The sequence below is a fragment of the Raineyella fluvialis genome (assembly GCF_009646095.1).
GTDB classification, from domain to species: domain Bacteria; phylum Actinomycetota; class Actinomycetes; order Propionibacteriales; family Propionibacteriaceae; genus Raineyella; species Raineyella fluvialis.
Genome location: NZ_CP045725.1, coordinates 1,149,422 through 1,172,338 on the forward strand (window position 1 = coordinate 1,149,422; position 22,917 = coordinate 1,172,338).

Here is a 22,917-nt window from a genome sequence, read left to right on the forward strand (position 1 = left end):
CCTTCCGGCCGAGTCGGTGCTGCTGGGTACTACTGAGTTGCCCTCAGTAACTATAGTGAGCCTAACTCACTAGTGGACTAGGATGAAAACGTGACCCCAGACAACGACCGCACCACACGGACGGACCGCGTCCCACGGCAGCGTCTCGACGCCGACACCCGGCGCGGAGAGATCCTCGCTGCCGCCGACGGGCTCTTCGCCGCGGCACCGTACGCCGACGTCTCTGTCGTCGCCGTCGCCACCGCGGCGGGCGCCTCTGAGGCCCTCGTCTTCCGCTACTTCGGCACAAAGGCCGCCCTGTACGCCGAAGTCGTCCGTGCCTCCCTGGCGGAACTCGCCCGCCAACAGGCCGCCGCTGTCGCTGCCCTACCCCCCAACACCTCGGCGCGTGACCGCGTGACCACCTCCCTCGGGATCGCGCTCGACCACGTGGCCGACGGCACGCCGGGGGCGCGCGGGTTCCTCGAGGGCGGCACGGAACCTCCGCAGGCCCTCGCGGTCCGCCGGGAAGCCCGCCTGGCGACCGTCGAGGCCCTTCGCCAGATGCTGGTGCCGAGTCCGTGGGATCGCCACGAGTACGCCCTTTGGGGCTTCCTGGGCTTCCTCGACGGTGCCTGCGCACACTGGATCGCCGGCGGCTGCCGTGAGGAGGAGCGCTGGCCGTTGATCGAGGCGGCACTCGGCGCCCTGCAGGGCGCCCTGGGCGACTGGGGACGCTGACCGCACCGCCACGCCCCCGGAGGCACGGCCACATCGACGTACGCCTCCACCCGCCCACGTCGGACGGCATGGACGTACGGCAGCATCGGCGTAGCGCAGCATCGGCGTCAGGCGGACAACGGGGCGCGGAACCGTTGGTGGCGGCGAGGCCGGCGGCTCCGATCCACATGGACCGGCGGCAGGACCTCGGGGACGCCATCGGCGCCGATGCGGATCTCCCACCGGCGACCGGGCGGGTCGGCGGTCGGCTCCACGATCCCGTGATGATGCGCACACACCAACACCAGGTTCTCCACCGACGTCACCCCACCGCTCTGCCAGGGCACCACGTGATGCGCATGACATGCGGCGGGCGGCTTGTCACACCCGGGGAACGCGCAGCCCCGGTCCCGCACCATCAGCGCCGTACGGATCGGGCCGGTGACCAGTCGATGCTCCCGCCCGACGTCCAACACCTCGGAGCACCCACCCAGGGTGACCGGGACGAGGTCGGCATCGCAGCAGAGCTGTCGCAGCTCACTCGCCGCGACGGGCACCCCGGCCCCACCAAGCCTCCGGAGGCCGCCAGATCGGTCAACCGCTCCTCGGGGATGGTGACCACGATCCGGGGCCGATCACCCCCGTGGGCGGGTGCATCCTGGTGCAGCGCGGCAGCAGCGGCGAGCTCGACCAGGGCATCGGCGCGTCGCATCGCCGGCGTCACGTCCTCGGCCAATGGATCCAGGGCATCCAGGGCTCGCCGGTGGTCCCGAGCGACGATCGCGTCGATCTGGACGATGAGCGACTGTGCCGCGAGCACCGGCAGCTTCCCCTTGATCAGCACCGATCCGTGTCGGTCATCAGCGAAGTCGAGGCCGCGGTTGCGCCGGGCCAGCCGCAACTCCCGCTCCAGTCTCTTTGCCTCCAGATCCTCCGCCGTCTCAGGCGCGAGAACCTCCAGCAGGTGCTCGGCGGCGGTCGCCAGACCTCGAGAATCGAGACCGGCCGCATAACCGACCATGTCCGACTCCGCCTGCCGGAGCATCGCGGGCCCGAGCTCATCGGGCAGATCGACCAGCACGTCGCAGATCGCCCGCGCCTGTGTCGGCGACAGGCGGCCTGCCAACCCTGCCGCGCGCACCATCGGAAACTCCGCCAAGTCACGCCCCTGGTGGACCAGAGTCCACACCTCCGGCCGCGTCATGCGACGTGTGTCGGCCAACCAGCTCACCACCGACAACCCGGTTGCCGCGACATCAGCACCGGTCGCCTCGGCCTCACCGACCAGCACCGCCGCGAGCAGGCGCAACCGGTCCGACGCCTCGATCGCGACCGACGCGAGGTCCACTCGCTCCCGATCGGTGGCGAGGCCACGGTCATCATCGAGACCGTCCAACAGCCCCAGGATTCCGGCGAGCATCTCACCGGTCGGGGTCCCCCATTCCCGTTCCATGCCCCTGACTCTAGAAGTGACCACTGACATTCGAATCGAACGCGCGTATGGCTAGGGCAGGGAGGCGCAGACCCCCGCTGAGGGCCTTCTCAGGGAGTTCCGACAGCTCCGACGCCTAGACTGCCGACCTGTGACAGCAGTGACAACCGATGCCCAGCAGGACCAGCCCCGGCGCCGTGTGGCGTACGCCGATGCCGGCTCCCCCCGCTACGCCACGATGCTCGCCATCCTCTGCGTGGTCGTCGTCCTCTCCAACATCGGCGGATCGAAGGGCGTCGTCTTCGGCCCGATCATCACCGATGGCGGCTTCTTCCTGTTCCCGCTGGCGTACATCCTCGGCGACACGATCACCGAGATCTACGGTGTCCGCGCCGCCCGCCGGGCCATCATCTCCGGCTTCGCGACGAGCGTCGCCGCGGTCGTGACGTACGCCGTCATCATCGCGCTGCCGGGTTTCACCGACGACTACGGGATGGCCAAGCAGGCGGCCCTGGAAACGGCCCTCGGCCCGGTCTGGCAGATCGTGCTGGCGAGCATGCTGGGCTTCATCTGCGGCCAGTCGATGAACTCCTTCATCATGTGGGCCCGCAAGAAGCGCCGCCTGGAGCGCGGCCTGATCGGCCGGCTGGCCGGCTCGACGGGTGCCGGTGAACTCGTCGACACCCTCGTCTTCTGCTCGGTGGCGGCCACCGCGATCGGCATCACCACGCTCGGCCAGTGGGCGAACTACACGTTCTTCGGCTTCGTCTACAAGGTCGCCGTCCAGTACGCGGTGATGCCCCTGACCGCATACGTCATCCGGCGGATCAAGCGGGCCGAGCCGAGCTATCAGGCCGCTCTGGCCGCTGCCGGTGACGAGGACGGGCAGGACGGGTCGCGCCCGGCGGACCGAGGGGTCGCCAGCAGAGCCTGACCCCGTCAGGCTCCCGGCAGGGTTCCCGGCGGCGGTCCCTCCCGCCACAAGGCCGCCGACAGTCGGTCGGCGGCCAGCAGTCCGCCGACCAACGGCGCAAGGTGACGAGTCATCCCGCGCCGCCGCAGCCCACCCAGGGTGATCGGCTTGCCGCTCAGCAGGGCCCGTACGGTCGCCAACAGCGCCTCGGGATGGGAGTCGAGCACGCTGTGCCCGACGCCGGGGACCCGGATGTAGCGGCCCTTGCGGGCGAGTGCGGCCGTACGTTTCGCGACGCTGGCGGGCGTGGTCAGGTCCCGCTCCCCACCGAGCACCACCACGGGCCAGTCGAAGAGCGGAAGCGACGCGGGTAGGTCGAAGGGTTCCCGCTCGAACGCGGGGAACCGCCCGAGCAGCCCCGAGGTCCCGTACGCCGGATCGAAGATCAGCCCGTCGGGCTTCGGCGCGTACTGCAACTCCCGCGTCGCCAGGTTGCCGACGAGACCGAACTCCATCACATACGGCACCGATCGCAGGGTCAGCCCGCCCTGCATCACACGGAACGTACGGTCCACGAGGCTGACCCGGTTCCGGCCGCGCTGCTCCAGGTAGCGCTCGAGCCGGGGCAGCCCCCCGAACTCGTAGAGGAACGCGGACGCGGCCCCGAGCGGGAGCGGGTCCGCCCCTCCCTTCTCGACGAGTCGCCGGATCCGGTGGGCCGCGGCGGCCGTCGCCGCCCGTTCCCCTTCCCACAACAGGCTGCGGGCGTGGGCGCGCACGTCGTGGTGGTCCTCGGCGGACAGGAGTGTCGAGTCGAGCACCATCGCGTGGACCCGCGCCGGGTGCCGCACGCCGAACCCCTGAGCGAGATAGGTGCCGTACGAACTGCCGACGATCACGGCCCGATCCACGTGCTCGGCATCCAGCACGGCCGCGATGTCGTCGACCGCCTCGGTGACGTTCATCGCCGAGGCCGGCAGGTCGGCCCCGGTCAGGTCCCGGCGCGAATGCCCGACGCCGCGATGCTCGACCATAATGATGTCGAGGTCGGGAGCCCCCGCCGCAGGGCGCTGTAGACGCGGATGGATCCCAGCCCCGGCCCCCGGGGATGATCACCACGGGCACACTCGCCCCCTGATGCGCCCGTACGTACGCAAGGTCGAACTCCGGCGTGCCAGGGGTCGCCGGTCGCCGGACCGTACGGATCTCCGGGGCCATATCCGCAAGCGTACGCGGCAAGACGCGGCCACCGGAGGGTCGCTGCCGCTCGGGGCTGGGTGGAGACTGGCCGTATGACGTCACCCCGCCACGTACCCGAGAGCGGGTCGGGCCGCGCCCCTCGGTCCGGCGGCGTCACCGATCTGGACGTGCTGCTGGGCGCACTGACGCCACAGCTGACACCCGACCCGATGGTGTACGCGGTGGTGCAGGACGGCCGCGTCCCGACCGGTAGCTTCGCGACCGTGGAGGAGGCGGAAGGGCTCACCGTCGTCCTCGACCAGCGATCGGCCGACCGGGAAGGCCTCGGCTACGACCACGTCGCTGCCCTCATCACGCTGCAGGTCCACTCCGCCCTGGAGGCCGTCGGGCTGACCGCCGCGGTCTCGACGGCCCTCGCCGCCCGCGGGATCAGCTGCAACGTCATCGCCGGTGCCTACCACGATCACCTGCTGGTGCCGTGGAATCGTCGCGCGGAGGCGATGGCCGCCCTCGAGGCGCTGCGCGCCGGCTGAGCGCCGCTGGTCGGTGACCCGAGCTGATCGCTCGCTGGGTCGCTCCTCGAGCCTGGTCGACTACTCGTCGACCTGGAGGCTCTCGGCGAAGTGGAACGACACGATGTCCAGCCGCTCCCGCAGATAGAAGCGGTGCGCCGCGTGGCGCTGCACCCCGGAGTCCAGGTCCAGCACCGCGCAACGGTGGCGCCGGGCGAGATCCTCGGCATGTTCCAGCAGGGCGGCACCGATCCCCTGGGAACGGGCCGAATCGGCGGTCACCAGGTCGTCGATGTAGAGCTTGCGGCCGGCGGAGGTGTTCGCGATGACCCGCCAGCCGCACACGCCCAGGCACACACCGCCCTCGAACGCGGCGAAGAACGACGGCCGTTGCGCCTCCGAGGACAGCACCGCCTCAAGATCCGCGGCCCCCAGGTGCGTCCGCAGCTGCTGCAACACCGGTAGCGCCGCATCCCAGTGCGGATCACCCGCCGGCAGGTTGACGATCTCCATGGCACGGCCTCCTCGTTGTGCGGTACCGCCTCGACGGGCCGGACCAGTCGGCCTCGCGGCCCTCCCTCGTCACGACTCTAGCCAGGCAGGGCCCGCCCCGACGGGGTCAGACGTCGAACGACTGACCCATCTAGCCGGAACCCTTCACGGCACCGGTTGACGTTTCTCGGGCCGGTCGACGTTTCTCGGGCCGGTCGACGTTTCTCGGGCCGGCCGAGGCATTGAGTCCTCAACCTGGCCGACGATTCTCATACCGGCCGACGACTCTCAGCCATTGCGACCTTGCAAGATCGGCCAGCCTGAGAATCGGCAGCGTTCGTGGTTAAGGTCGGCCCGGGTGACAATCGTCGGTCGACTCTGGAACCGGGCCCCAAGGGAACGGAAGGGCAAGGGGCAAGGGGACGAACGGGGCAGGGAAGCAAACGTCGGAGCCACGGTCACGCCCCCGACCGACGGTCCCGGCTCCCCGAATCAGTCCCCGACCAACTGCAGCGCCAGGTCCGGATGATCAGTGGTGATGGCTTCGACCCCGAGACCTACGCAGAAGGCGATGTCGGCCGGGTCGTTCACCGTCCAGACATGCACCTCGAGGCCGGCGTCGTGGGCGCGGCGGACGAGATCGGGGTCACGGCGCACCATCCCGAGCCAGGGACTCACCGCCGGTGCGTCCACACCCTCGAGCACCTGCACCGGATACTGCAGCTGCGACCGCGGGACGTCCGGCAGCAGCTCGGCGAAGACGTGCACCCCGGCCGGATCGAAGCTGATCATCCGTACTGGCACCTCGGCGCCGACCCAGCCGCGCTGGCGCAGCAGGTCGGCGAGGGCCCGCTCGACGTCGGTGCCGCGCGGGTTGGGGTGCTTGGTCTCCACAACAGCGACGACGTCGACGCCGCGTCCGCGCGCCGCGGCCACCAGGTCGAGGAGCTCGGGGACGGTCATGAGTTCCCGTTGCTCCGCGGTCGCCCCGGGTCCGACGAGCCAGGAACCGATGTCGAGGCGCTTGAGTTCGGCCACGGTGAGCTCGCGAGCGGCCACCTCCACCCCAGCCGTACGGGCCAGGTCCAGATCGTGCAGGCAGATGAGCTGGTCATCGGCACTGAAATGCGTGTCGCACTCCAGTCCCAGCCGCCTGCCGGTGCGGGCAGCCAGGTCGATCGCGGCGACGTACGCCGCCCTGCTCTGCTCGGGTTCGCGGCCGGACCATCCGCGATGGGCGATGACGAAGGTCACGCCCGCACGCTAGACCCGACCGGGTCACGCCGCACCCCGCCCCCGGCGATCCCCCGGCGACCCCCCAGCACGCCCGCCCCGGCGGGGCAACGTACGGTCACCGGCGCCGAGGGATGACAATGGGGCCATGCGTGTGCTGATGGTCGAGGACGATCCCTCCCTCTCCAAGCTCGTCTCCGAGGGCCTGCGGAGCGAGGGGTTCATGGTCGACGTCACGGCCAACGGCCGCGACGGCCTCTGGATGGCCGTCGAGGGAAGCTACGACGTGGCGGTCATCGACATCATGCTGCCCGCGCTCAACGGCTACGACATCGTCAAGGGGATGCGCTCGCGCCAGGTCTGGACCCCGGTCCTGATGCTCACCGCCAAGGACGGACCGTACGACCAGGTGGACGCCTTCGACGTCGGCGCCGACGACTACCTGACCAAGCCCTTCGACTTCGTCGTCCTGGTCGCCCGGCTGCGGGCGCTGATCCGGCGCGGGGCCCCCGAGCGGCCGACGGTCCTGACCGTCGGTGACCTCTCCCTCGACCCGGGGAGTCACCGGGTGTGGCGCGGCGAGGAGGAGATCGAGCTCACCGCCAAGGAGTTCTCGCTGCTCGAGTTCCTGATGCGGCGCCGGGATCAGGTGGTGACCAAGTCGCAGATCCTCGACGGCGTCTGGGACCCGGCCTTCGCCGGCGACACCAACATCATCCAGGTCTACGTCAGCTACCTGCGGCGCAAGGTCGACGAGCCCTTCGGCCGGCACTCGATCGAGACCGTGCGTGGGGTCGGCTACCGCTTGGTGGACAGTCCCCCGGCCGGCTGAGCCGGCTCCGGCTGGTCCAGCGGGATCCGTACGGTGAACCTGGCGCCACCCAACGCCGAGGCGTCCACGTCCACGGTCCCGCCATGGTTCGTGACCAGTTCGCGGACGATCGCCAGCCCCAGTCCGCTGCCGCCCTCGTCGCGGGTGCGGGCGGCGTCGAGCCGGACGAACCGTTCGAACACCCGTTCCCGCTCCTGGGGCGGGATGCCGGGGCCGTCGTCCTCCACCCGGAGCACGGCACAGCCGTCGTCGGTCTCGACGGACAGCACGACCAGGGACGTCGCTGCCCGGACGGCGTTGTCCGCCAGGTTGCGCAGGACCCGGACGAGCTGGAGCCGGTCCCCGCGGATCCGTGCCGGTTTGACCTCGAAGACCACCGCGACCCGCCCGGGACTCCGTGGCCGGCGGGCCTCCTCGACCACCAGGTCGTCGAGGTCCACGTCCCGCCATCGCCCCACCGGCACCATCCCGGCATCACCGCGGGCAAGGGTGAGCAGGTCGTCGACGAGCCGCTCCATCCGGCGGGTCTCCGTGGTCATCACCGGGGTGAGGTCCTTCCACCGCTGCCCGGTCGGGTCGCTCGACCCCATGTCGAGGGCGGTGTGCAGGCTCGCCAGCGGCGAACGCAACTCATGGCTGGCGTCGGCGACGAATTGGTTCTGCTGCTGACGGCCCCGTTCGAGGCGGGACAACATCGCGTTCATGGTCAGGGCGAGCCGCCCGATCTCGTCGTCGACGGTCGGGATCGGCACCCGGGCGTCGAGGTGGCGCGACGAGATCGACTCCACGGTGGTCCGGATCGCCTCCACCGGCCGCAGCGACCGGCTGACCAGCCACCACGCCACCACGCCGGCGGCGAGGACGATCAGCGGTGTGCCGATCAGCAGCAGCTTGAGCACGGTGTAGACGGCCTCGTACTGGGAGTCCTGGGACACCCCGACGACGGCGGTGCTCAGCTGCCCGCCGTACGCCACGCCGGTCGAGGCGATGACGAGGTCCGGGTCCTCCGTGGGCTGCGGCAGGGGTGTGGCCCCCTCGAGAACCACCTGGCCCACACCCGGTCGGGCGTGGGTGAGGGCGGTGTTCCCCCCGAGGAGTAGACCAGTGACCCGCCGGCGTCGATCAGCTGGACGGTGGCGCCCATCGCCACTTCGGCTCCGGTCTCGCCGCTGAGCCCGTCCAGACCCTCGCGGCCGATCAGGTCGGCGACGGCGCTCAGCTGGCTGGTGGCCTCTCTGGTCACCGAGGACATCAACGCGGTGTAGAGGGCTAGGCTGACGATCCCGGTGCCGACCACGAGCGCCATGCCGACGATCGCCATCGTCGCGGCGGCGAGCTTCGCCCGCATGCCGATCCCGGGCATGCTTCGCGCCATCGGTCCTCCTCAGCCGGCCCCTGTCCTGGCCAGCCTACGGTCGGAAATGGCACGGATCGGCTCTTTCTCAACCTCTTCTCACCCCCGTACGGCAGAGTAGTCATGATCCGCTGGCCGGTGTTCGGGGTGACGACGCCCGGTCTGTCGTTATCCCGGAAGGACCCTTGTGCCCGATCTCGCCACTGACGAAGTCCCCACCGACGAACTCCCCACCCAACCGCGCCGCGCCATCCTGCCGGCGCCCACCGCCTCCGCTCCGGCCCGCGGGATCCCCCTGCCGAGCCGCGCGCTGGGCGACACGAAGGGGCCGCGCGAGGACCGGAAGCGGCGCAGCGACCGGAAGGCGCGCAGGGACCGGAAGGGGCGGAACGGACGCCGGCGGCGTTGGCTGGCGATCCCCGCCGCACTGGTCGCGGCGGTCGTGCTGTGGACCTCGGTCACCCTCGGCCCGGCGCTGGCCGCGCCGGGGACCGACACGACGATCGCCCGGATCGCCGAATGGGCCCGGGACCAGCACCTCGGCGGGCTCGTGACACTGCTGGAGCAGTGGCAGTACCAGCTCGACCCGCCGAAGTCGGGCGGCACTCCCGACGCGTCCGCCCTCAAGGCCGGCGCCGACGCCGCCATCCGCACCAAGACCGCCCGGCCGGCGACCATCCGCTCACAGGCCGGGCAGGCGCTGCCGGGCGAGGGCGAGTGGCACTCCCTGTACACCGTGAAGGGCGATGACGCCGCCCTGGTCGCCTCCCTGCGCCCCGACGCCGTCCACACCTCGTACGTGGTCCACGTCGTCTGGATGGACCCCAAGCTCAACTCCTTCGTCCTGCACCCGGGCACCAAGGAACCCGGCCCGGTGCCCGGACAGTCGAGCCAGCTCTCCGGCTCGGCCGCCAACACGGTGCTCGCCACCTTCAACAGCGGCTTCAAGATGTCCGATGCCCGCGGCGGCTACTGGCAGGCCGGCCACACCGTCTCCCCGCTGCAGGCGGGCGCGGCCTCGATGGTGCTCGGGACCAACGGCTCACTCAAGGTGATCTCCTGGCCGGGCGGGACCCGGGCGAGGGCGTCGCCGCGGTCCGGCAGAACCTCATCCCGCTGGTGCACAACGGCGCCGTCGCCCCGGAGGTCTCCGATCCGAGCGCGGCGGTGTGGGGCAAGACCGTCGGCAACGCCGCCGCCGTGTGGCGCAGTGGCGTCGGCACCCGTGCCGACGGGTCGACCGTCGTCGTGCTGGGGCCGTCCATGACCGTCGGCGCGCTGGCACAGATCCTGCACGATGCGGGCGCCGTCGAGGCGATGCAGCTCGACATCAACAAGGACTGGACGAGCTTCATCACCTACAGCCACAGCAACGGCGGGAACTCCCCGAAGAAGCTGACCGACGACGAGACCGCCGCGGCCGACCGCTACCTGCAGCCCTCCAGCCGGGACTTCGTCGCGGTGATGCCCCACTCGTAGCCGCTCCCGGCCGGCCGGGCGCGCCCCCTCGCGACCCGCTGTCCGGCCAGCCGCTTCCGCGACCCAGCGCAACCCATGCTCAGGCTCTGCACAGGCGCCAGGGGATGGCGAAGTTGGTAGCGGGCACTTCCGGTGTCATCATCATGTTCATGGCACTTACCCTGCCCCTGACCGTCAGGCACACGACGGAGGGCGACATCGAGGCGATCCTTCGTCTGGAGAAGTCGACGGACACCGCCGAATGGCTCGGTCCCACTGGCCGCGACTACCACGAGGCGTCGCTGGCCGACCCCGACCAGGAGCATCTCCTCCTCTTCGAGGGCACCGAACTCGCCGGTTACGCAATCCTGAGCGGCGTCCTGGACGGAGGTGACATCGAGCTCCGTCGCATGGTGGTCGCCCCCGCGCACCGCGGCAAGGGCCTCGGGCACCAGTTCGTCCGCTACGTCGTCGACTACACCAAGGAGACGTACGCCTGCCGCGGCATGTGGCTGGACATGAAGTGCCACAACGACCGGGCCCGCAAGCTGTACGCGAGCGAGGGGTTCACCTCGTTCGTCCCTGCCCGCGACGGCAAGCTGGGCCGCTCGTACATGCGCCGCAAGCTCTGAATCGTCACCTCACCGCCGGGCCGCCCGGATCTTGACCGGATCTTGACATCAGCGATCCGGAAGCTTGACCTAGCTCCGCATGGATAGGGGTAGCGGGCCCGCGTCGATACCGAAAGGCACGTCGCGGGCACCGCGCCAACCCTCGACGTCCCACGGAGGAATCGTGAAGAAGGCCCTGACCACCCGGCCACTCGCAGGTCTGGCGTTGACCATCGCCGCGCTGACCCTGACCGGGTGTGCGGCGACCGCCTCGAGCACGGGTGGCCCGGTGGCCGGCTCGAGCCCCTCCACCACCCCGAACGCCACCGCCTCGACATCGGCGGCGCCGGCCACCGACGAGGCCAGCGTCTCCGCAGTCCTGACGTCGGCGGGTCTGCAGGGCCGGAGCACCGCGGAGGTGGTGGCGGCCCTGGAGGCCTCCACCGAGGATCGTACGAAGGGACCGGCCGGGTCGGTCCGCTACGACCAACTGGTCCTCACCTCCGCCGATCACAAGGTCGCCATGCCCATCCCCGCAGGGCAGTTCTACCTGTCCATCGCCCCGTACGTGACCAAGACGCACGACTGCTACTACCACAACCTCGCCACCTGTCAGGGCGAGCTGGCGGGCAAGCAGGTGCACGTGACCATCGCCGACGCGGCCGGGACGTCCCTCGTCGACCGGGACGTCACCCTCGGCGCCAACGGGTTCGCCGGGTTCTGGCTCCCGCGCGACAGCCGGGCGACGCTGACCGTGACCTACGAAGGGCGGACCGTCACCCAGGCGATCTCCACCGGCAAGGGCGACCCGACCTGCCTGACGACCCTCAAGCTGGTGTGACCGCGACGGGGAACACCGCGGCCGGCGACATGGCCTCCCGGCCTATGACGTATTTTCACAGCATGGAACCGACCGAGGCGGGTTCGCCCCGCATCCTCGTCGTCGACGACGAGAAGGCCCTGGCCCGAATGGTCGCGAACTATCTCGAGCGCGCCGGCTACACCACCCGCCTCGAGCACACCGGCCCCGACGCCCTGGCCGCGGTGGGGTCCTGGGATCCCGACGTCGTCATCCTCGACCTCGGCCTGCCCGGCCTGGACGGGATGGAGGTGTGCCGGCAGCTGCGGGCGACCTCCGATGCGTACGTCATCATGCTCACGGCCCGCGACGACGAGTTCGACACGCTGATGGGCTTCGCCGCGGGAGCCGACGACTACGTCACCAAGCCGTTCAGTACGCGCACCCTGGTGTCGCGGGTGCAGGCGGTGCTGCGTCGGCCCCGGGTACGCCCCGACCGGGCCGCCGGCGCAGCCGACGCCCCGGCCTCTCCGGCGGAGGACGAGCCCACCGGCCTGGACCGTACGTTCGGTGGGCTGCGGATCGACGTCGCGGGACACGAGGCGTTCCTGCACGGGGCACCGCTGGCGCTCACCCCGACGGAGTTCAGCCTGCTCCTCGTCCTCTCCGAGAAGCCGAAGTGGGCGTTCAGCCGGCGCCGGCTACTCGACACCGTGTGGGGCGAACACTGGGTCGGCGACGACCACATCGTCGACGTCCACATCGGCAACCTGCGCCGCAAGCTCGGCGACGATCCCGAGCACCCGCGGTTCATCCTCACCGTCCGCGGGGTCGGCTACCGGATGGGGCAGGGCTGAGCCCGATGGGCCGCTCGCGGCGACGGCGCCCCTCGACCAGTCTGTCCACCCGCCTGCTGGTCACGCAGGCCATCGTGGTCACGGCCAGTCTGGCCACCGCCGGGCTGGTGTCCTCGCTCGTCGGGCCGTTGATCTTCCACCGCCACCTCGTGCAGGCCGGTGGGGGGATGGCGGCCCCCGAGCTCGCCCATGTGGAGTTCGCCTTCCGGGACGCGAGCACCATCGCCCTCGCCGCCGGTCTGGGGGTGGGGGTCGTCGTCGCGCTGGCGGTGAGCTGGTACGTCGGGCGGCGGCTCCGGGCGCCGCTGCGGGAGCTCACCCGGGCGGCCGGTCAGGTCGCCGCCGGTGACGAACCGTCACGGCTGCCGGAGCGCGGCAACGGGCGAGAGCTGGACGAACTCGCCAGCGCCTTCAACTCGATGGCCGAGACCATCTCCCATGCCGAGGACACCCGGCGCCGGCTCCTCACCGATGTGGGTCATGAGCTGCGCACCCCGCTGGCCACCATGGCCGCGCACCTCGACGGGCTCGAGGACGGCATCATCGGCTGGGACGAGGACCTGGAGCGGTTGTTCCGGGGCGAGGTCGACCGGATGAGTGCCCTGGCTCACGACATCGCCGAGGTCTCGCGCGCCGAGGAGGGGGCCGTACGGCTCGACCTGCAGCGGGTGGACCTCGGTGAGGTGATCGACACGGCGATCCATGAGTTCTCCGGGGCGTATGAGGCGAAGGGCGTACGCCTGGTGACGGGCACCGCGCCGACCCTCGGCCTCGTCCGGGGCGACCCCGCGCGTCTCACCCAGGTGCTGGTCAACCTGCTCAGCAACGCGCTGCGCCACACCCCGAGCGGGGGCACCGTGACCGTGTCCGTCCACCCGGCGGCCGGTGGACCGGTGCACGGTGGGCCGGCGGCGCAGGTCGAGGGCGTGGCGATCACCGTCGCTGACGACGGCGAGGGGATCTCTGCCGAGCAGCTGCCGCACGTGTTCGAGCGGTTCTATCGGGGCAGTTCGGCGCGCGAGCACGACCACTCGGGCTCCGGGGTCGGCCTGACGATCAGCCGGGCCCTCGTGGTCCGCCACGGCGGCACGCTGACCGCCGCCAGCCCGGGCAAGGGTCGTGGGAGCACGTTCACCGTCTGGCTCCCCGCCTGGCCGCGTACGCCCTGAATCGAGGCGAGCGCGACGGCGCGTGACGGGTCAGCGAGGAGCGCCGGGCCGGTCCTGCGCCGGTGACATCGACATGTTCCTCAGATAGGAGAGGACTGCAGCGACCCGGCGGCTCGTACCCGGCTCCTCGGAAAGGCCGAGGCTGTTGAAGATGGTGTTGACGTGCTTCTCGATGGTCGACTCCGACAGGTGCAGGGCCGCACCGATCGCCGCGTTCGTCCGTCCCTCCGCCATCTCCCGCAGTACGTCCAACTCGCGCGGGCCGAGTCTGCGCAGGGGGGATTCCGCCTGGACGGCACGCTGGTCGACCAGTCGCTCGACCACCCCGGGATCCACCACCGAGCCACCCTTGGCGACCTCCACCAGGGCCCGGAGCAGATCGTCCAGGTCACCCACCGCGGCCTTCAGGAGATAGCCGAGGCCGGCCGTCCCTTGGGCGAACAGCTCGACGGCGTAGTCGGCATCGGAGTACTGGGACAGCACGACGACGCCGATGCGGGGGAACTCCGCACGGATCGCGTGCGCGGCCGCGATCCCCTCGGTCGCGTGGCCGGGTGGCATCCGGATGTCCGTGATGACCACGTCCGGACGGGTCGTACGGACCGCCGCCAGCAGTTCCTCCCCGTCCGCCACCGCGGCCACGACCTCGACGCGACCCGAGTCCTCGAGCAGCCGCCGGGTGCCCTCACGGACCAAGTAGCTGTCATCGGCGATCACGACGCGCAGTACCGCGGCGACCTCGGTCATGATGTCCCTCCTCCTGACGTCGGGAGCTCGGCGGTGATCGTGGTGCCCATCCCCGGACGGCTGCTGACGTCGAGGCGCCCCCCGCACGCCTCGACGCGATCCTGCAGGCCCGTGAGTCCACTGCCCCAGTGCGAGTCGACGTCGAATCCGGGCCCGTCGTCGGTCACCGATAGGTGGAGCAGATCGTGGGCGAGCCGGAAGGTGACCGCCACCGAGGCGTAGGGGGCATGCTTGGCCACGTTGGTCAGGCACTCCGACACGACGAAGTAGGCGCTGGACTCGACGTCGTCGGTGAATCGTCCGGACCGGGCCGCCTCATCGCTGCTGACCGCCACCGGAACGGGCATCCGGACGGCACGAGCCTCCACCGCCGCCACCAGGCCTCGGTCGGCGAGCAGGGTGGGATGGATCCCGCGGACCACCTCCTGCAGATCCTCCAACGCCGTCCGCGCCTCGGCATGGGCATCGGCGATCGTCCCCGCAGCCAACGGCGAGCCGCGCCGCAGCTGGTTCGCGGCCAGCCCCAGCCGGGCGAGGAGAGCGACCAGCTCCTGCTGGACGCCGTCGTGCAGATCCCGCTCCAGCCGTCGGCGGCCGGCCTCCTCGGCCTGCAGGATCCGCACCCGGGACGCCTGCAGCTCGTCGACCTTGGCAGTCAATTCTCGTGAGAGCTGGACGTTGCGGAGGGCCCAGGCCGCCTGCCGGCCCAGGGTCTCGACCAACAGGGCGTCGCGGTCCGTGTAGGCACCATCCAGCTTGCTCCCGCAACGGATCTCGCCGAGGTGGACCCCGTCGATCTCGATCGCTGCCACGAGCCGCGGTTGGTCCATCCCCGGCACGACGTCGGGCGCCGGCGGGGCGACCGACGCCGGCCGGGCGACCGCCAGGGGCGCCGGCGCCCCGCGACGCTGCGGTGCGCCGTCTGCGGAGACCGCTCTCGACAGCGATGCGGCAGCCACCGGGTCCCCGTCCGCCAGGCGCACGACGACCCACTCGGCCCGAACGCCCTCCCGGACGGACTCGGCGATGTCGAACGCGGCGTTGTCCATCCCGGACCCACGGGCGAGCTTCCTCCCGACCTCGCCGAGAAGGAGGTCCCCCTCGGCACGCCGTCCGAACACCAGTCGATCGGCGAGTCGCTCGAGGTGGCGACGGGCGGGGGCCGACACGAAACCCACCAGCACCGTGGTGGCCACCGCCATGGCCAGGGGTAGTCGGCTTCCCGCCACCACCCCGGCGGCAGCAGTCAGCCCCAGGTAGGCGACCGCGATGGCCATCCACAGCGCGCCGTAGACAACCGACCGGCTGACGACGACGCCGATGTCGAGCAACTGTCCGTTCACGATCCCGACGACGAGGGCGATCGGGACGAACAGGACGACCGGAGCCCAGGCCAGGGCCTGCAGCCACGCGGGCCATGGCGGTAGCAGCGCATGGGCGGCGCCCAGGCCGAGCATGGCGAGCCCGGTGGCGGCGAAACCGACCAGCGGCCAGGCGATCCGCCGCCGGTCCTCCGCCTCCGAGCCGCGCCAACGCAGCAGGAGGAGGAGCGCCCCGATCAGGGTCAGCAAGGGCCCGCCCGGCCCCAGCCCGAGGGCTCCGACCGCCCCGACACCGGACAGCGCCGGCACGGCCCACGGATTGGGGGCTCGCGCCTCGTCCGACCAGACCAGGTCGCCGGTGCGGATCTCCGGCTGTCCGATCAGCTGGCAGACGACGAAGGCGGCGAGGGCCACGACGGCCCAGCGGATGACCGCCCGGTCCAGGGGCCGCCGGTAGGAGCCATCGGGGAAGACCAGGAACAGGGACACCAACGCGAGGTTCCCCAACCAGGCCAGCACCTCGATCCCCACCAGCCCCGCCCACCCCCAGCCCGGCACCAGGCCAATGGCCACTGCCGCGGAATAGACCGCTCCCGCGGCGTACCCGACCGTCATGGTCACGGCCCAGACCACCATGCGCTGCGCCGCCCGGTGCATCGGCCGCCTCCACACCGCGTAACCCGCCACGCCCAGATAGACGATGGCGTTGACCAGGGGCAGCAACGCCGGGAGCAACTGCTCGTGTGGCACCCGCGCGAAGCCCACGGCCGCCGGCAGGGCTGCCGTACACACTGCGCCGCAGGCCAGCAGCGCAACTTCGCGTCGTCGCGGACTCACCCGGCAATTGTGCGCCGCGTCACACAAACGGCGGAAGGTGGAGAACCTCCTCCTCACTGGCGGACCACCGCCGACATGACCGCGCCATCACGGGGGTCGAGGAGGCGGTCCGGCGGGTGCCGCCGCAGCGCTCCGCTCCGTAGCGTCGACGGTGTAGGGCCGACCGTCGACCCGAGTCGGAAGGGATCTCGTCATGAACCGTTCGTTCCTCACCCCCACGCAACGTTGGATCGCCGCGGGCTGCCTCGTGGCGGCCCCGCTCCTGTTCGCCGCAGCCGAGTTCCTCTCGCCGAGCGGCGAAGGAACACCGGACCAACTGCTCGACGCGCTGGCGGCCGCGTCCCGGACCGCGCCCCTGGGCCTGGTGGCCGGTCTGCTCTCCTCCGCCTTCTTCGTCCCCGGCCTGTTCGGGCTGCTCTCGCGCCCCATGGCCAGGGGCCGGCTGCTCGCCGAGGCCGGGCTCACCTTGCTCTATTACGGGCTGCTGGCCAACATCGCGCTGGGCGGACTCAATGTCATGTTCCTCGCGATGGCCGATCCCCGGATGGATCGGGCCGCGATGGTGCAGCTGTTCGACCGGATGACCCGCGAGCCCGTCGTCGGCCCCCTCCTGGCCGGCCACTACCTGATGGCGCTCGGAGCCCTCCTCCTCGGCCTGGGATTGTGGCGGGGTGGGGTGGGACCGCGCTGGGCAGCGGCGGCTGTCGGGCTCTCCGGGGTGACCGACGCCGCGCTCGGCATGGTGGCGCCCGACCTGGTCGCGTCGGTGGTCTCCAACGGTCTGCTCATCGGCGGCTTCGTGGCGTACGCCTGGACCGTCTCGAGGGAGTCCCGGCCGACGACGGCCGTCCACCCGGCTACCCATCCGGCATCCTCGACGACGATGGCCTGACCCAGCGGTGGCGAAGCATCCTCCGGACGGCCCGTCCTCCCGCTGGAGTGGACGGGCCCTCCCGAATACCCCGCGTCGCGGAGGAGCATCTGCTGCGCACCGGGCGACTGACACCTAAACTCCCCAGCGGAACCCTCGGGACGTACGCCAGGGAAGGACTGTCATGGAACGCATCCGGCGGCAGAGCCAGGACCAGCGCCAACGCGAGGGTCAGCTCCCGGGCCCGAGCCTGCGGGCAGGGAGCACCCGATGACCGCCCAACTCGTCGCCGTCCTGGGGCGCGGCGTGGTCGATCCCGACGAGCCGGTGCTCTACGCCGATGACGCCGGTCTGACCCGCGGCGACGGCGTGTTCGACACCTGCCGGGTCGTGCACGACGGATCGGCCCGGGTCCTGCACCTCGACCGGCACCTGGCCCGCTTCGCCGAGTCCGCCCGGGTCCTCGGCCTTCCGGCGCCCGACCTGCCGGCCTGGCGCGATCTCATCACGACCGCGCTCGACTCCTGGACCGAGTCCGGCGAGGCCAGCCTCAAGATCATCCTCACCCGCGGGCCGGCGCATCGACCGGGGACGCCGACAGGGCTGCTCCTACTCACCGCGGTCGACCCCGACAGCCAGGCCAGAGCGCGCGCCGGGCTGCGCGTCGTCACACTGAGTCGGGGCTACCGCTCGGACGTCTTCGCGTCGGCTCCGTGGCTGCTGGGTGGTGCCAAGACCCTGTCGTACGGCATCAACGTCGCGGCGAAGCGCGAGGCGACGGCCCGCGGGGCGGACGACGTCCTCTTCGTGTCCACCGACGGGTTCCTCCTCGAGGGGCCGACCGCTGGACTAGTGGTGGCTCTCGGACGGCAAATCGTGTCAGTGCCGACCGGTGCGACAGGGGTCCTCGCCTCCGTCACCGTCGAGACCATCACGGCGGGAGCAGCCGCGGCCGGCTGGGAGACGGCGGCCGAGCTGCTGACTCCCGACGACCTGGCCGACTGTGCCGGGGCATGGCTGGTCTCCACCGTCCGCGGGGTGTGCCCGATCCTCGACCTGGACGGCACCAGCCTGCCGTACGATCCGGAGCTCACGGCGACGGTGGCGGGTTGGGCCGGATTCTGAGCCGCACCAGGCCGACCAGCCTCACGCTGGCCGACCAACCTCAGGCTGGCCGACCAACCTCAGGCTGGCCGACCAACCTCAGGCTGGCCGACGTTGCACGGGCGAGCAAGGTCGGCCGGGCTGAGAACAGTCGGCCGGGTTGAGAATGATCGGCCAACCGGAGAAGTCATCGGCGGAACACGTCCCCTTGGCTGTTCCCACCGACAGCTGGGCGTCGGCCCCCCTCACCCACACCGTCGCCGGACGACGGACTCGGGCACGAGGTGATAGGCGACCCGCATGGTCAGCGGCCGACGTGCTCGGCGTGACAGGAGAGCGTCAGCCCGTCGAGTCGAGGCACCCGCTCGCGGGCGACCGCCTCAGCCCGGGCACGGACGTCCTCGGCTTCCGCCATGGTGAGGTGACCCGGGACGTCGAGCGTCACCTCCATCAGGTGGGCGTGGCCCATCGCGCGGATCCTCAGATCATGGACGCCGGTCACTCCCGGCAGAGCCACCAGTGCGCCCAGCACCTCGTCGGTCAGGTCGGGATCCGTTCCATCCATCAGGCGCAGCCCGATGTCCTGCGCCGTACGCCACAGCATCGCGACGATCATCACCGAGATCAGCAGGCCGACGATCGGATCGGCCAAGGGGAACCCGAGCCAGGCGCCGAGCGCGCCGAACACCACCGCGAGCGAGGTGAAGCCGTCCGTACGCGCGTGCACACCATCGGCCTCCAGGGCAGCGGATCCGATCCGGCGGCCGACCCCGAGCCGGTAGCGGGCGACGAGCTCGTTGCCCAGGAAGCCCACCATCCCCGCGGCCGCGATCCACCCGAGGTTCTCCAGCGGGTGGGGATGGATCAACCGGTCGATCGACTGCCACGCGGCGACGACGGCCGAGGCGACGATCACCCCGACGATGAACAGCCCTGCGAGGTCCTCCGAGCGCCCCAGTCCGTAGCTGAACCGACGGGTGGGAGCGCGGCGGGACAGTGCGAAGGCGATCCACAACGGCACCGCCGTCAGAGCATCGGAGAAATTGTGGATGGTGTCCGCCAGCAGGGCGACCGACCCACTGACCACGACCACCGCGGCCTGGACGACCGCCGTGGCCAGCATCAGGACCAGACTGATCCGGACCGCCCGGATGCCTTCGGCACTGCCCTCGAGAGCATCGTCGATCCGGTCGGCGGCGTCGTGGCTGTGCGGGACGAAGGTCTCGTACAGGAAGCCGCGCACCCCGCCGTGCTCATGCCCATGCCCGTGCCCATGCTGATGCCCGTGCCCATGCCCATGACCGTGCCCATGCTCATGCTCAAGACCGTGCCCATGCCCATGCTCATGGTCATGCAGGTGGTCATGGTGATGATGCTCGTGGGGGTGGTCGTGACCACCGGCGTGGGCGTCCATCCCGGCGGCGGCCGGGTCCGATCTGCGCATCAGCGGTCCTGTCCTCGAGCGGCGGCAAGGTGGTGGGCCGGCGCGTCGGAGGCGGCATGCTCGGCCTGTTCGAGCGCGGCCCGGACAAGGAGTTCGGCGTGCTCGTTCGCCAGCCGGTAGTGGACGTACGTCCCCACCTGGCGGCCCACCACGATCCGCGCCAGACGCAGCTTCGCCAGGTGCTGGGAGACCGCCGCCGGGGACTTGTGCACCAGCTTCGACAGTTCTCCGACCGACATCTCGTCGTGGTTGACCAGCGCCACCACGATCCGCACGCGCGTCACGTCGGACAGCATGCTGAAGATCTCAGCCGCGAGCACGATGTCGGGATTGCCCGGGTCCATACAACTATCTGCATGCATGCGCACATAGTAGACGAGCAGACGAACCGTCCACGCTACGCGCAGGATCGCTCCAGAGCTGCGGCTCCGGAGCGATCCGTACGGGTTGGCGTGGGTGGTCGACAGACCCGGCCGTTGGTCAGTGGACGGGAATGGCAGCGGCGAGCGCGTGCTTCTCGGTTTCGGTGGCGACGAACCCCGCGCTGAGCTCGGCCTGCAGGACGTCCATGTCCAGGGCCTTCTCCCAGCGGGCCACGGCGATGCAGGAGACGATGTTGCAGATGGTGCTGGTGAGGGCGCGTGCCTCGCTCATGAAGCGGTCGATCCCGACGATCAGGGCGACGCCCGCGACCGGGAGGGTGGGCATGACCGTGAGGGTGGCGACGAGGGCGACGAAGCCGCTGCCGGTGACCCCGGCTGCCCCCTTGGAGGTCAGCAGCATCATGCCGAGCATCAGGAGGATCTGGCCCCAGCCGAGGTGGATGTCGCAGGCCTGGGCGATGAACATGGAGGCGAGGGTGAGGTAGATCGCGGTGCCGGTGAGGTTGAAGGAGTAGCCGGTGGGGACGACGAGCCCGACGATGCCGCGTTGGCATCCGATCCGCTCGAGCTTGGAGAGCAGGCGGGGCAGCACGGGCTCGCTCGAGGACGTGGCGAGGACGATCAGGAACTCGTCCTTGAAGTAGCGCAGGAGTCGCCAGAGGCTGAATCCGGTGATCTTGCTGAGGATCCCCAGACCGATGACGACGAAGAGGATGCAGGCGGCGTAGAAGGCCAGGATCAGCATCCCGAGGTTGCCGATGGAGCGCGCGCCGTACTTGCCGACGGTGAAGGCCATGGCCCCGAAGGCGCCGATCGGAGCGACCTTCATGATGTAGCCGAAGACGACGAACAGGACCTTGTTGAAGCTGTTGACGACGTCGAGGGCGAACCGGCCGTGGGCGCCGAGCTTGGTGAAGGCGAAACCACACAGCACCGCGACAAGGAGCACGGGGAGGACCTCGCCGTTGGCGAAGGCTCCGACGAGCGTGGCGGGGATGATGTTCAGGAGGAAGTCCGCCGGGTTGTTGCTCGGCAGCTGGCTGGTGTACTTCGAGGCCACGGAGCCGTTGAGGTGCGCCGGATCGATGTGCATCCCCACTCCCGGCTGGAGGAGCAGGACTGCGGCGAGACCGAGGGCGAGTGCCAGGACGGTGAGGGCGTAGAAGAGCCCGAGCGAGCGCAGCAGCGTCGGCCCGATCTTCTTGGTGTCGGTCAGGGACGTGATGCCACTGACGATCGTGCAGAAGACGATCGGGGCGATGAGGAACTTCACGAGCTTGATGAACCCGTCGCCCAATGGCTGGAGCGAGGCGCCGAGGTTGGGCCAGAAGGCGCCCACGAGGACGCCGAGCGCGACCCCGATGAGGACCTGGACATAGAGGTGCCCGAGGATGGACTTGATCTTCATTGAACAACTTCCTGGGTTGGCCATCCATGATGGCAGGGCTGGTCGATAGTAGGTCAGGCGGTGTGAGCCATGGAAGGGGCGACGTCGATGTCGGCGAGGGCGAGCTGACGCGCTGCCCGATGGAGGGTGACGGCGGTGACGGTCCCGGCCTCATCGGTGACGACTTCGGTGGTGATGACCCCAGCGGGTGTGCCGAGGCGCAACAACCGTCCCGTCCGCGCGGGCGGCAGCAGTACGTCGGCGACGACCGACGAGGGCACGGCGGCCGCGAGGGAGACCGCGACCGCGGAGGTCAGGCCGATGGCGGGGTGGGCCGCCAGCATCGAGAGCATCCGCACCCGCAGGTCGTGACTGCCCGCACTGATCAGGGTGCCGTCGGACGCGGTGTAGTCAGCCGCGGGCGCCACGACGCCGATCTTCGGGATGGCGTTCTGGGGCGGATCCTCCGGCTTCCTCAGGCCCATCGCCAGGCCAGCGGCGGCTCGGGTGGCGATGAGTTGGGGCAGGTGCCCGGCGAGGCCGGCGGTCATCGAGGACAGGTCGATCCCCACCTCATCGGCCCGGACGAGGACCGCGGGGGCGCCCGCATCGACCATGGTCGCGCGGAACGTCGCCCTTCCGACGACCAGGTCGTCGGCCGCGCTGCCGGTCGGGAGCACGCTCCCGGTGGTCTGGCCCCAGGGCGAGTGGAAGGTCAGGCTCACCGGCACGCCGGGCGCGCTGCTGCCCGGGACCGTCGCCCGCCCGGAGGTGGGGACGCGCCGGCCGGGTGTCGCGATCGTCCCGGTGAGCACGGCCCCGGTGTTGACGTTGCGCATCCGGACCTGGGTGGCGCCCTCCTGCGGGGCCACGATGCCGGCCTGGACGGCGTACAGGGCGATGGCGGTGGCACAGTTCCCGCAGTTGGAGCCCAGTTCCACCGTCGGGTCGCCGATCCCGACCTGAGCGAACAGGTAGTCGAGATCCGAGGGTGCTCCTGGGGTGGGGGTGATGATCGCGGCTTTCGACGTCGTCGAGGTGCCGCCTCCGACGCCGTCGAGCTGCCGGGCATCCGCTGCGCCGAAGGCGTCCGCCAGCAGGTGGATGACCTCCTCAGGGGTGCGGGCGTGCCGGGCCACGTCCTCGGCATCGAAGAGCCAGCACTTGCTCGTACCGCCTCGGTACCAGTGGCCGCGAAGTTGCACGGTCGTCTCCTTCACTCTTGCGTGATGCGCCTCACGGCGCCTTCTTCTTCTACGAT

At 70.7% G+C, this 22,917-nt stretch carries 25 protein-coding genes; 12 read left to right on the top strand and 13 right to left on the bottom strand.

The features are described from left to right. The first annotated feature begins 90 nt into the window (after positions 1-90). Entirely contained in the window at positions 91-720 is a 630-nt protein-coding gene (locus tag Rai3103_RS05250) for a TetR/AcrR family transcriptional regulator (protein ID WP_153571690.1), read from the top strand. 107 nt (positions 721-827) lie between these two features. Here Rai3103_RS05250 and Rai3103_RS05255 read toward each other — a convergent pair whose 3' ends face one another. Then, complete coding sequence (locus tag Rai3103_RS05255; protein WP_228489190.1) at positions 828-1,175, bottom strand: HNH endonuclease signature motif containing protein; 348 nt, start codon at positions 1,173-1,175, stop codon at positions 828-830. After that, on the bottom strand, positions 1,118-2,152 hold the full coding sequence (locus Rai3103_RS17555) for a DUF222 domain-containing protein (protein WP_228489191.1): 1,035 nt from the start codon (positions 2,150-2,152) through the stop codon (positions 1,118-1,120). Before Rai3103_RS17555 ends, Rai3103_RS05255 begins: the two co-directional genes overlap by 58 nt. Before the next feature lie 130 nt (positions 2,153-2,282). On the opposite strand from Rai3103_RS17555, the gene Rai3103_RS05265 reads away from it, so the two are divergent. Next, the gene (locus tag Rai3103_RS05265; protein WP_228489192.1) at positions 2,283-3,065 is read left to right on the top strand and encodes a queuosine precursor transporter; all 783 of its coding nucleotides are present in this window, start codon (positions 2,283-2,285) and stop codon (positions 3,063-3,065) included. A gap of 5 nt (positions 3,066-3,070) precedes the next feature. Here Rai3103_RS05265 and Rai3103_RS05270 read toward each other — a convergent pair whose 3' ends face one another. Then, positions 3,071-4,132 carry an alpha/beta fold hydrolase gene (locus tag Rai3103_RS05270; RefSeq protein ID WP_228489296.1) on the bottom strand — a complete coding sequence of 354 codons (1,062 nt, stop codon included), beginning with the start codon at positions 4,130-4,132 and terminating at the stop codon, positions 3,071-3,073. A gap of 204 nt (positions 4,133-4,336) precedes the next feature. On the opposite strand from Rai3103_RS05270, the gene Rai3103_RS05275 reads away from it, so the two are divergent. Further along, entirely contained in the window at positions 4,337-4,777 is a 441-nt protein-coding gene (locus Rai3103_RS05275; protein ID WP_153571694.1) for an ACT domain-containing protein, read from the top strand. A 60-nt stretch (positions 4,778-4,837) separates the two neighbouring features. Here Rai3103_RS05275 and Rai3103_RS05280 read toward each other — a convergent pair whose 3' ends face one another. Continuing rightward, on the bottom strand, positions 4,838-5,269 hold the full coding sequence (locus tag Rai3103_RS05280) for a GNAT family N-acetyltransferase (RefSeq protein ID WP_153571695.1): 432 nt from the start codon (positions 5,267-5,269) through the stop codon (positions 4,838-4,840). A gap of 471 nt (positions 5,270-5,740) precedes the next feature. Beyond that, the gene (locus Rai3103_RS05285; protein WP_153571696.1) at positions 5,741-6,502 is read right to left on the bottom strand and encodes a glycerophosphodiester phosphodiesterase; all 762 of its coding nucleotides are present in this window, start codon (positions 6,500-6,502) and stop codon (positions 5,741-5,743) included. Positions 6,503-6,629: 127 nt separating this feature from the next. On the opposite strand from Rai3103_RS05285, the gene Rai3103_RS05290 reads away from it, so the two are divergent. Continuing rightward, positions 6,630-7,313, top strand: coding sequence for a response regulator transcription factor (locus Rai3103_RS05290; protein WP_153571697.1), 684 nt, complete (start codon positions 6,630-6,632; stop codon positions 7,311-7,313). Here the strand turns inward: Rai3103_RS05290 and Rai3103_RS05295 are convergent. Both Rai3103_RS05295 and Rai3103_RS05300 read right to left on the bottom strand, forming a co-directional pair. Next, complete coding sequence (locus tag Rai3103_RS05295; protein WP_194793279.1) at positions 7,280-8,359, bottom strand: sensor histidine kinase; 1,080 nt, start codon at positions 8,357-8,359, stop codon at positions 7,280-7,282. The genes Rai3103_RS05290 and Rai3103_RS05295 overlap by 34 nt on opposite strands. Further along, positions 8,266-8,688, bottom strand: a complete 423-nt coding sequence (locus Rai3103_RS05300) for a hypothetical protein (protein ID WP_153571699.1) — start codon at positions 8,686-8,688, stop codon at positions 8,266-8,268. Before Rai3103_RS05300 ends, Rai3103_RS05295 begins: the two co-directional genes overlap by 94 nt. 166 nt (positions 8,689-8,854) lie before the next feature. Between Rai3103_RS05300 and Rai3103_RS17560 the strand changes: the two genes are divergently transcribed. From Rai3103_RS17560 to Rai3103_RS05325, 6 genes are all read left to right on the top strand, one after another. Further along, entirely contained in the window at positions 8,855-9,934 is a 1,080-nt protein-coding gene (locus Rai3103_RS17560) for a hypothetical protein (protein WP_228489193.1), read from the top strand. Continuing rightward, a complete protein-coding gene (locus Rai3103_RS16905) occupies positions 9,835-10,146 on the top strand; it encodes a phosphodiester glycosidase family protein (RefSeq protein WP_228489194.1) in 312 nt (103 codons plus the stop codon). Before Rai3103_RS17560 ends, Rai3103_RS16905 begins: the two co-directional genes overlap by 100 nt. A gap of 104 nt (positions 10,147-10,250) precedes the next feature. Continuing rightward, on the top strand, positions 10,251-10,757 hold the full coding sequence (locus tag Rai3103_RS05310) for a GNAT family N-acetyltransferase (RefSeq protein ID WP_153571701.1): 507 nt from the start codon (positions 10,251-10,253) through the stop codon (positions 10,755-10,757). A 163-nt stretch (positions 10,758-10,920) separates the two neighbouring features. Beyond that, complete coding sequence (locus tag Rai3103_RS05315; RefSeq protein WP_153571702.1) at positions 10,921-11,577, top strand: CueP family metal-binding protein; 657 nt, start codon at positions 10,921-10,923, stop codon at positions 11,575-11,577. 62 nt (positions 11,578-11,639) lie between these two features. Next, the gene (locus Rai3103_RS05320; protein ID WP_228489195.1) at positions 11,640-12,392 is read left to right on the top strand and encodes a response regulator transcription factor; all 753 of its coding nucleotides are present in this window, start codon (positions 11,640-11,642) and stop codon (positions 12,390-12,392) included. A 5-nt stretch (positions 12,393-12,397) separates the two neighbouring features. Beyond that, positions 12,398-13,561, top strand: a complete 1,164-nt coding sequence (locus tag Rai3103_RS05325; RefSeq protein ID WP_153571704.1) for a sensor histidine kinase — start codon at positions 12,398-12,400, stop codon at positions 13,559-13,561. Between the two features lie 30 nt (positions 13,562-13,591). Here Rai3103_RS05325 and Rai3103_RS05330 read toward each other — a convergent pair whose 3' ends face one another. Next, entirely contained in the window at positions 13,592-14,308 is a 717-nt protein-coding gene (locus tag Rai3103_RS05330; protein ID WP_153571705.1) for a response regulator transcription factor, read from the bottom strand. Further along, positions 14,305-16,467, bottom strand: coding sequence for a sensor histidine kinase (locus tag Rai3103_RS05335; RefSeq protein ID WP_153571706.1), 2,163 nt, complete (start codon positions 16,465-16,467; stop codon positions 14,305-14,307). The genes Rai3103_RS05330 and Rai3103_RS05335 overlap by 4 nt, the downstream gene beginning before the upstream one ends. Before the next feature lie 193 nt (positions 16,468-16,660). Here Rai3103_RS05335 and Rai3103_RS05340 point away from each other — a divergent pair, with 193 nt between their 5' ends. Both Rai3103_RS05340 and Rai3103_RS05345 read left to right on the top strand, forming a co-directional pair. Continuing rightward, positions 16,661-17,359: a hypothetical protein gene (locus Rai3103_RS05340; RefSeq protein ID WP_153571707.1), complete on the top strand. Its 699-nt coding sequence runs from the start codon at positions 16,661-16,663 to the stop codon at positions 17,357-17,359. Positions 17,360-17,608: 249 nt separating this feature from the next. Beyond that, positions 17,609-18,463, top strand: coding sequence for an aminodeoxychorismate lyase (locus tag Rai3103_RS05345; RefSeq protein ID WP_153571708.1), 855 nt, complete (start codon positions 17,609-17,611; stop codon positions 18,461-18,463). A gap of 283 nt (positions 18,464-18,746) precedes the next feature. Here the strand turns inward: Rai3103_RS05345 and Rai3103_RS05350 are convergent, their stop codons facing one another. The 4 genes from Rai3103_RS05350 to Rai3103_RS05365 form a co-directional block, all read right to left on the bottom strand. Beyond that, entirely contained in the window at positions 18,747-19,886 is a 1,140-nt protein-coding gene (locus Rai3103_RS05350; protein ID WP_228489196.1) for a cation diffusion facilitator family transporter, read from the bottom strand. Then, a complete protein-coding gene (locus Rai3103_RS05355) occupies positions 19,886-20,248 on the bottom strand; it encodes an ArsR/SmtB family transcription factor (RefSeq protein WP_153571709.1) in 363 nt (120 codons plus the stop codon). The genes Rai3103_RS05350 and Rai3103_RS05355 overlap by 1 nt, the downstream gene beginning before the upstream one ends. Before the next feature lie 118 nt (positions 20,249-20,366). After that, entirely contained in the window at positions 20,367-21,677 is a 1,311-nt protein-coding gene (gene dctA, locus Rai3103_RS05360) for a C4-dicarboxylate transporter DctA (protein WP_153571710.1), read from the bottom strand. A gap of 53 nt (positions 21,678-21,730) precedes the next feature. Further along, positions 21,731-22,861: a PrpF domain-containing protein gene (locus tag Rai3103_RS05365; protein WP_153571711.1), complete on the bottom strand. Its 1,131-nt coding sequence runs from the start codon at positions 22,859-22,861 to the stop codon at positions 21,731-21,733. Positions 22,862-22,917 lie beyond the last annotated feature (56 nt).